5 protein-coding genes and 1 pseudogene are annotated in these 7,597 nt (G+C 66.3%); 4 read left to right on the top strand and 2 right to left on the bottom strand.

Annotation, left to right across the window (positions count from 1 at the left end):
- The coding region (locus tag NS3_RS09510) for a tetratricopeptide repeat protein (RefSeq protein ID WP_169811621.1) at positions 1–1,457 on the bottom strand (1,457 nt) is incomplete at its 3' end.
- Between the two features lie 542 nt (positions 1,458–1,999).
- Here NS3_RS09510 and NS3_RS28990 point away from each other — a divergent pair.
- Positions 2,000–2,173 carry a hypothetical protein gene (locus NS3_RS28990; RefSeq protein WP_157101249.1) on the top strand — a complete coding sequence of 58 codons (174 nt, stop codon included), beginning with the start codon at positions 2,000–2,002 and terminating at the stop codon, positions 2,171–2,173.
- 463 nt (positions 2,174–2,636) lie between these two features.
- Positions 2,637–3,806, top strand: coding sequence for a three-Cys-motif partner protein TcmP (tcmP, locus tag NS3_RS09505; RefSeq protein WP_067856840.1), 1,170 nt, complete (start codon positions 2,637–2,639; stop codon positions 3,804–3,806).
- On the opposite strand, the pseudogene NS3_RS30530 reads toward tcmP, so the two are convergent.
- Positions 3,793–3,879, bottom strand: a pseudogene (locus NS3_RS30530) (hypothetical protein); the annotation flags it as partial. The gene tcmP and the pseudogene NS3_RS30530 overlap by 14 nt on opposite strands.
- 66 nt (positions 3,880–3,945) lie before the next feature.
- On the opposite strand from NS3_RS30530, the gene NS3_RS09500 reads away from it, so the two are divergent.
- Positions 3,946–5,166, top strand: coding sequence for a tyrosine-type recombinase/integrase (locus tag NS3_RS09500; RefSeq protein WP_218018207.1), 1,221 nt, complete (start codon positions 3,946–3,948; stop codon positions 5,164–5,166).
- Positions 5,156–7,591 (top strand): tyrosine-type recombinase/integrase, encoded by a 2,436-nt coding sequence (locus NS3_RS09495; RefSeq protein WP_218018206.1) that lies wholly within the window; start codon positions 5,156–5,158, stop codon positions 7,589–7,591. Before NS3_RS09500 ends, NS3_RS09495 begins: the two co-directional genes overlap by 11 nt.
- Positions 7,592–7,597 lie beyond the last annotated feature (6 nt).

Raw genomic sequence — 7,597 nt, 5'->3', positions numbered from 1 at the left:
TCCCGGTAGGTGAGAGCTAGGTGGTGACGGGTGTCCAAAGTCGACGGGTCCTCGACGCCCAGGATGCGTTGGCGGTCGGCGAGCAGCCGCTCGTACAGGTCGATCGCCTCACCGATTCGCCCCGCTCGCCGGTAAGCATAGGCGAGGTTGGCGTGGGCTGTCAGGGCAGCGGGGTCCATATCACCGAGGTGGTGGCGGTGGTCGGCATAGGTGCGTTCGGCGAGGCTGATGGCAGGGCGCAGGTCGGCAGCTCGGATCAGTTGGCAGGTGGCCCAGCGGCGGGCGGCCAGTATCGCGGCATGGGTTCCGGGACTGATGGCGGGGTGTTGGTGGGTGTGTTCGGCGAGGGTCTCGATGTGGTCGACCAGTCGGGCGCCCTCGCTGCGGCGCTGGAAGGCCTCGTTCGGGTCGAACAGGTGTGGTCCGAGGACCGTGGCAGCGTTCGCTGCGAGAGCGTCCAGGGCGCCGGCGGCTTGGGCGTGTTCGCGGACCTGTCGTGCGGTGAGTCGGTGCATGACCAGCACCCGTCCGCCTGTCGACCATGACACCAGCGAGCTCTCCACGCACCGTGCGATCGCCACATTTGTCAGGAAGTCCGAGTCGTCTTCTCCTGTCAGGAGTTTGGCTTCGACACCGTCGGCGGACAGCGTTGCCATCACCCCCACCAGCCAACGAACCCGCTCATCGACCGCCTTGTCTCCGTTCGCCCGGGTGACGGTGTCGATCGCCAGCTGCAGGGCCTGATCCACCGCCCGCTCATAGCCGCCCCGCTGACGGAGCAGCACCACCGGCAGCGGCTGAGCTGCCAGCGCCCGCAGGTACTGCTCATAGTTCAATTTGAGGCGGGTGATGGTGGCGGCCGCGGCTGCCAACGCCAGTGGCAGATCCCCCAGCTCCGCAGCGAGTCCATCGGCACCCTCGGGGTCATCGAGCCTGGTCGCTGTCTTCAGGAACTGCACCGACTCGCTGCGCTCGAATCCTTCTCTGGCGTCCACAAGCTCCCCGAAACTAGTGAAAGCGCGGTCGGTACTGGTGATTACCACCCGCACCCGGCCGCTGGTGGGCAGGAACTCGGCTAGGAAGTCTGGGTCAGTGGCGTTGTCGAACACCAGCACCCCCGAGGACTCCCGCGCACTGTTGAGGTGATCGCGTAGCCGCCGCGCCGAGGCCAGCGAGTCACCGTCCGGGTCGGCCACACCCAATGCGGTCGCGACCTCGGTGAACCCGGCCAGCGCGGTGTCGGTGGTTTCGGCGCCGATCCAGCCCACCACCGCCCCTGGTTCGCCGGTCGCCGTCACCTCCCGGGCGTAGGCGGCCGCGATCTGGGTCTTACCGGCACCGCGCATCCCGCACACCACCACCGCCACCGATGTATGGCGCAGCATCTCCTGCAGCTGCCGTACCTGCTCGCGGTCGACGAAGTGCGGTGCCTGCCCCGGGATTCGACCCACCACCACCAGGTCGCTTCTCAGCGTCGACCGCGTTGGTTCGAGCCCGTCCTCATCCTGGACAGGTGGCGTCGATGGCCGGGGTTCGGCATGCGCCGCGGCGCGGAGCTTGTTCCACCGGGCCCGGGTTGCGGGGTTCCAGGGCAGTGATGCCGCCGTGTGCAGGCACTCCAGTACGAGCGCGAGCTGCTCATCGTCCCGTGGGATCCGCGGATCGGGTTTGAGCCAGTCACTGATCGTCGTGGAAGAGACCTCCCGGCGGAGCCGGTCGTTGATCCACTTCGAGATCTTGGCCGGGCTCAGTTGCGATCGTTGACGCAGAGCGGCCAGATCACTCACGAACCGTGCCCGGGCCGGCCCGAGCCCCGGCTGTTCACCCACCCGGCGTCTCCTTCGACTCGTACCCGACTCGGCCCGACTCGTCGAACCGAGAAACCATCCCCCACATGCGATTTCACCCACCGTAGCCGCATCCCCGCGTTGTACGCTGTCGAACTCGCACCGCTTCATGGTCACCACACACCACACCCGACCGGAAGCGAGACAACACGATGACCACCACCGGCCCCCAGCAGCCCTCCAACCCAACCGCGTGGGAACGGATCACCCACTACTGGCAGCAGGCCCGCACGCCGCTGCTCACCACCACGGTCACCGTCGGCGTCTGGCTCGCCAGCGGCGCCCTGCAAGAACTCGGTACCCGCCTCATCGAATGGCTCTGGTAACCCCGACATCCCCGCATGCCATGCCGAACCCGCACCCAACTCGTCACCGACTCGGCCTAGACCAAGGCCATCATCTCGGGGTGATGTCACCATCAGAGGACAGCGCCGCCAGGCGACTAAGGCAGCGAGGCTACGGATCAGTCTGCAGAGCGGTGCCCGTAGAGAGCACCGCCGGGCATGCCACGCTGCTCCCTACCTGGCCTCCGGTTTGGGCGCCTTACCGGCGGCCAGGAACAGCCCCCGTCGCCGTCGAGTTCTCGTCGCCTTGGCCGCTGGAGGACGCCCGGCTCTGTCGCTGCCCAGCAGCAAACCCGCCACCAGTGTCGGGCTGAGGTGTAGTCCAGCTGGGCAGTGGAGATCGGTTGCCGCACCGGTGGTGGCCGTTTCGTTCCAGAACTCCTCGTCTGCCGCGGTGGGGGCGATAGCCTATGAACTTCATAGCGGATCGCTCTCTGGGGGAGACTTGACCAGCTTCCATAAGACGAAGAAGTCGGCAGCGGTGCTGAAGCACGAGATCCTCAACCAGTACATATCGCCCTTCGCGAGCAAGACTGGCCTGTGGTCGCAGGGCCATCGGGTGGCCGTGATCGATGGGTACGCCGGACCGGGCCGCTATGAGGACGGGAAAGAAGGATCCGGCGCCATGTTGCTGCGTAAAGCGCATCAGGCTGCCGCGATGAACTCTCCGCGCCAGGTCGAGCTCCATTTCGTGGAGAAGGAGGCTGCGTTCGCGGCGCGGCTTCGAGAGGTAGTCGTGGCCGAAGGCGTGGGCCTCACGTGCACGATCAACCAGGGTGAGATTTCGCAGCACCTGCCGAAGCTGCTGGACGCCGCAAAGGCCATCCCGTTGTTCACCTACCTCGACCCGTGCGGCCTGATCATCCCGCTCGATGAGGTCGCCAGCATCTTCGTCGACCGCCCCGGAGGGCAAGGTGCGCCCGCGACCGAGGTTCTCATCAACCTCACCGCGCATCTGCGTCGCTTCGGCGGAATGTTGAACAGTCCCAACCCGGTAGAGGCTTCTCTGAAGCGAATCGACGGGGTGTGCGGCGGGGAGTGGTGGCGCGACGCGTGGCTGGAGAAGTGCCCTTCCCAGGATCCCTCGGACGATGAGAAGACCGCCGCCGAGCTGGCTGTGGTCGAGGGATATGCCGCGAGGCTTCGCGAGCGCGCCGGCGGCGCAGGCACGTGGATCATCGATGTGCGCCCGCGCGCTGACCGCAAGCCTCTCTACTACCTCATCTTCGCGACCCGGAATGTCAACGGCATGGTCGTCTTCGGCGAATCGGCCTCCCTGGGCCTCAAAGCCTGGCGGAAGTACCACGCCGAACTCGCCGCCGAGGACACGTTGTTCGGCGCTGACGGTGCGTGGGAGGAAGCCTGGAAGGATCAGGAGAAGGTCTTGGACCGGCAGTGGATCGACACGCTCGCTGAGCGGCTCACCGGTGAGCTCGCGAAGGGCGAACCCTTCAGCATCCTCCAGAGACCAGCCGAAGTGCTCGGCGATCTTGCCGGGGTAGTCCGCGGTACTCACTTCCGCAAGGCCATCGACAAGGTTCGAAACGAGGGAAAGACGACGACCGATCCAAAGGGAGTGAACGACCTGTGGAGCCTGAAGCTCATGCCCGCGTAGGCGTCGGCATCTCGTCCCACACACGCCCGTCGAGCTCACGGCCGGCGGCCTTCGGTGTCCGTCCACCCCACTGCCCAGTTGACTGCACTAACTCCGGGCTGAGCTCGCCGCTTCCGGCCGGGCTGTTGATGATCTCCGGGTGCCGTTGAATCACGAGTTCTCCTGTGTGCATGTTGATTTGATTGAGGGCCGCTCTCGGCTGCCCCGGATAGGTGAGGTGGTGTCGGCAGACAGCCCGGTATTGCCATGGCTGGTGGTGGACGGCGCGGGCCGCGAGGAAGAACCGGTCAGCAGCTACCTGCGCGACCGAATGCTCACCGACGCAAGCCCATCCACATGCCGCAGTTACGCCTTCGATCTGCTGCGCTGGTATCGCCTGCTGTGGGCGGTCGACGTCGGCTGGGAACAGGCCACCGAAGCCGAGGCTGCCGCGCTCGTTGGTTGGCTGCGCTCGGCTCGTAATCCGCAGAGGGAGCGGCGTCAGAGCAACGGCTATCCGGCGGGTTCGGTGCACCCGAAGACCGGCAAGCCGATCCCTGCCGCCGGATACGCGCCGGCGACTATCGCGCACAACCTGTCGGTGGTGCACGGCTTCTACGCCTTCCACCTGCATTTCGGCCGCGGTCCGGCCGTCAACCCGGTCCCGGAGAACCGTGCTCGCCGTGCTGCCCTTGCGCACGCGTCGCCGATCGAGCGGCGTCGTCCGCATCGGAGGGGTCGGCTGCGCCCGAAAGTGCCTGCGCGGCAACCACGTGCAATTCCCGATTCCCAGTGGGACGAGCTGTTCGCGCGGATGGGCTGCAACCGCGATCGGGCGCTGCTGGCCTGCTACGTCAGTTCCGGCGCTCGGGCTTCGGAACTGCTCGGGGTCCGGCTGATCGATGTCGAGTGGCAGCGCGGCAAGCTTTGGGTTGTTTCCAAGGGCACTCGCCTGCGGCAACCGGTCCCGGTCTCCCCGCAAGCCCTGGCCTACCTGGCCGCCTACCTCGACGAGATCGGCCTGCCGAGCGACGGCGGCCCGATCTGGCGCACTCGCCGCGGCAAATCCCGACCGCTGACCTACTGGGCGATGCGACGCATCCTGCAGCGTGCGGGCGAACGGCTCGGCATGAACTGGACGCTGCATGACCTGCGGCACACCGCGGCTACGCGCATGGCGCGCGACCCGAGCCTGACACTGGCAGAGGTGCAGACGATTCTGCGTCATGCGCATATCACGACCACCGCCCTCTACACCGTGACCGGGTTGGACGACCTGATCGACAAACTGGCCGAGCACTACCAGCGACCAGTGCAGCCGACCCGATGGAATGCGCGCTACGACGCCGACGACATCGCGGCGGTGTTCGGTGACCAGTAACTCCGCGGCCGTCGGGCCGAGCATGCGTCCGCACCTGACGTCGAACCGGATCCAACGCCACCACCCCGACCCGCAGCCGCACCTGCTGGTCGGCCTCGATGCGACGCCCAAGCTCGTTCCGGCGCCGCCACCTGCCCAAGAGGCTCCGCCGAGGCCGTTCGGAGACCTCAGCGCCGCACCGATCGGGCATATCGCTGAGTTGGCGGGCCAGGGCTTCGGTGTCGAGCGCAACGGCATCAGCAGCTATCGGAAGGGCATGACGGCGCTGCTTGAACGGCTGGAACAGTTCCCCGGAGCCACCTGGCAGCAGCGCTGGGAGGCTGCAGGCCTCGACGAGGCCGGGCACCCGGCCCGGGATCTCGCTGGCGATGACGCAGACCTGCAGACGCGGGTGAATACTGCTGCGCTGCAAGCATTCTGCATGCGACTGATCCGTCCGACACTTCCCGCCCTTCGCTCGCAGCGGATGGTCCGATACAGCACGATGTTCCAGCGCGTTGCCGCAGACGCGCTGCTGGACGAGTTCAATGAGCGGCTCACCCAGCAGCCGGTGAGCGCGCTCAGGCGCAGGGAAGCGTTTTTCGACGTCTGCGCGATGATGACCGTCTACGGCGTTGATCTGAGCGGCCTGACGGCCGAAGCCTTGCTGCACTACTCCCAGCAGATGCCCACACACACCGCCACGGCGACTGCCTGGCCGGTGCTCCACGACATGGGCCTGATCCCGTCGTGGGCGCCCCGCACACTCCAGGACGCCACGATCCGCGGCAGGCAGACGATCGAGGAACTCGTCGGTCGGCATCAGCTGCGCAACACCGAGGTCCGTGACCTGCTGATCGACTACATCCGCCGCCGATCGGTTGAGATCGACTACTCCACCCTGGACAACCTCGTTCGCAAGCTGACCCAGTACTTCTGGAAGATCATCGAGGACATCAACCCCGACCAGACCGACCTGCGCTTGGACGAGCAGGTCGCTCAGGAATGGAAGCGGCGGCTCAGTATCCGCGCCGACGGCAAACCGCGCCAGCACATCGAGGGCCCACTGCTGACTATCCGCGCCTTCTACCTCGACATTCAGACTTGGGCGGCTGCTGAACCGCACATTTGGGCACGATGGGTCGCGCCTTGCCCAATCCGTGACGCCGACCTGCGCGGATTCAGCCAGCGCCGACGACGCCTGACCGAGCGCATGGCCAACCGCACCCGCGAACGCCAATCGCTGCTGCCGGTGCTGTCCGAATACGTCACCACCCACTGGCACCGCATGCGAGCGATCCTCGAAGCAGCCGAAAAGGCAGCTCTCGCTGAGGAATTCGTAGTCGATGGTGTCACCTGGCAACGCATGGCCTCCCGGCATGACCGCGACCACGATCTCGGCGCCGGGCGTTCGATCCGGGTGCTCAACCGCGAGACCGGGGAGCTGCTGCGCGTCACCCATGAAGAGCGAATGGCGTTTTGGCAGTGGGCGATCGTCGAGACGTTGCGGTTGGGCGGGCTGCGCCGCGAGGAGCTGATCGAGCTCACCCACCTCAGCATCCGCCAATACCAACGACCCAATGGTGAAGTCGTCGCGCTGCTGGTCGTGAGCCCCTCGAAGAGCGACCGCGAGCGGGTCATCCCGATGTCGGCAGAGCTGTTCCACGTCATCGCGCAGGTCATCCGCCGGCACATCCGCGAACACGGCACGGTCCCGGTCTGCGGTCTCTACGACCAGGGCGAACGAACATTCGCCGAGCCGCTGCCCTACCTGTTCCAACGGTTGCAGAGCGGCACCCCGCGAGCGATGTCGATCTCCTCGGCCCGCGCCATGGTCATGCGAGCGGCTAAAGCTCTGGTTCCGACGCATCCCGAGTTCGCCGACATCAGGTTCTCCCCGCACGATTTCCGGCGCCTGTTCGCCACCGACCTGGTCAACAACGGCCTGCCAATCCACATCGGTGCCGCGCTGCTCGGTCACCTCGACATCCAGACCACCCGCGGCTACGTCGCGGTCTTCGAAGAGGATGTGGTCCGCCATTACCAGGAGTTCCTCGACCGGCGGCGCGCTCAACGCCCCGCCGAGGAATACCGCAAACCGACCGAAGACGAGTGGGCCGGTTTCGAGGAGCACTTCGACAAACGTCGAGTCGAACTCGGATCCTGCGGGCGCCCCTACGGCACGGCCTGCCAGCATGAGCATGCCTGCATCCGCTGCCAAATGCTCTCGGTGAACCCGAAGATGCTTCCTCGCCTCGAGGAGATCGAAGAAGACCTTCTCGCCCGCCGTCAGCGGGCCATCACCGAGGGATGGCACGGCGAGGTCGAAGGACTGGAGCTGACCCTGACCTTCCTGCGCAGCAAGCGCGACCAGACCCGCCGCACGGCAGCGATAGGTTCCGTTGCGCTCGGAATTCCTGTGATGCCCGGCGGACGCCAGCAATGACCATTT

The organism is Nocardia shimofusensis NBRC 100134, from assembly GCF_001613125.1.
GTDB lineage: Bacteria > Actinomycetota > Actinomycetes > Mycobacteriales > Mycobacteriaceae > Nocardia > Nocardia shimofusensis.
Note: the sequence above shows the minus strand (reverse complement) of the source record. Positions and strands in the feature narration are given on the sequence as shown.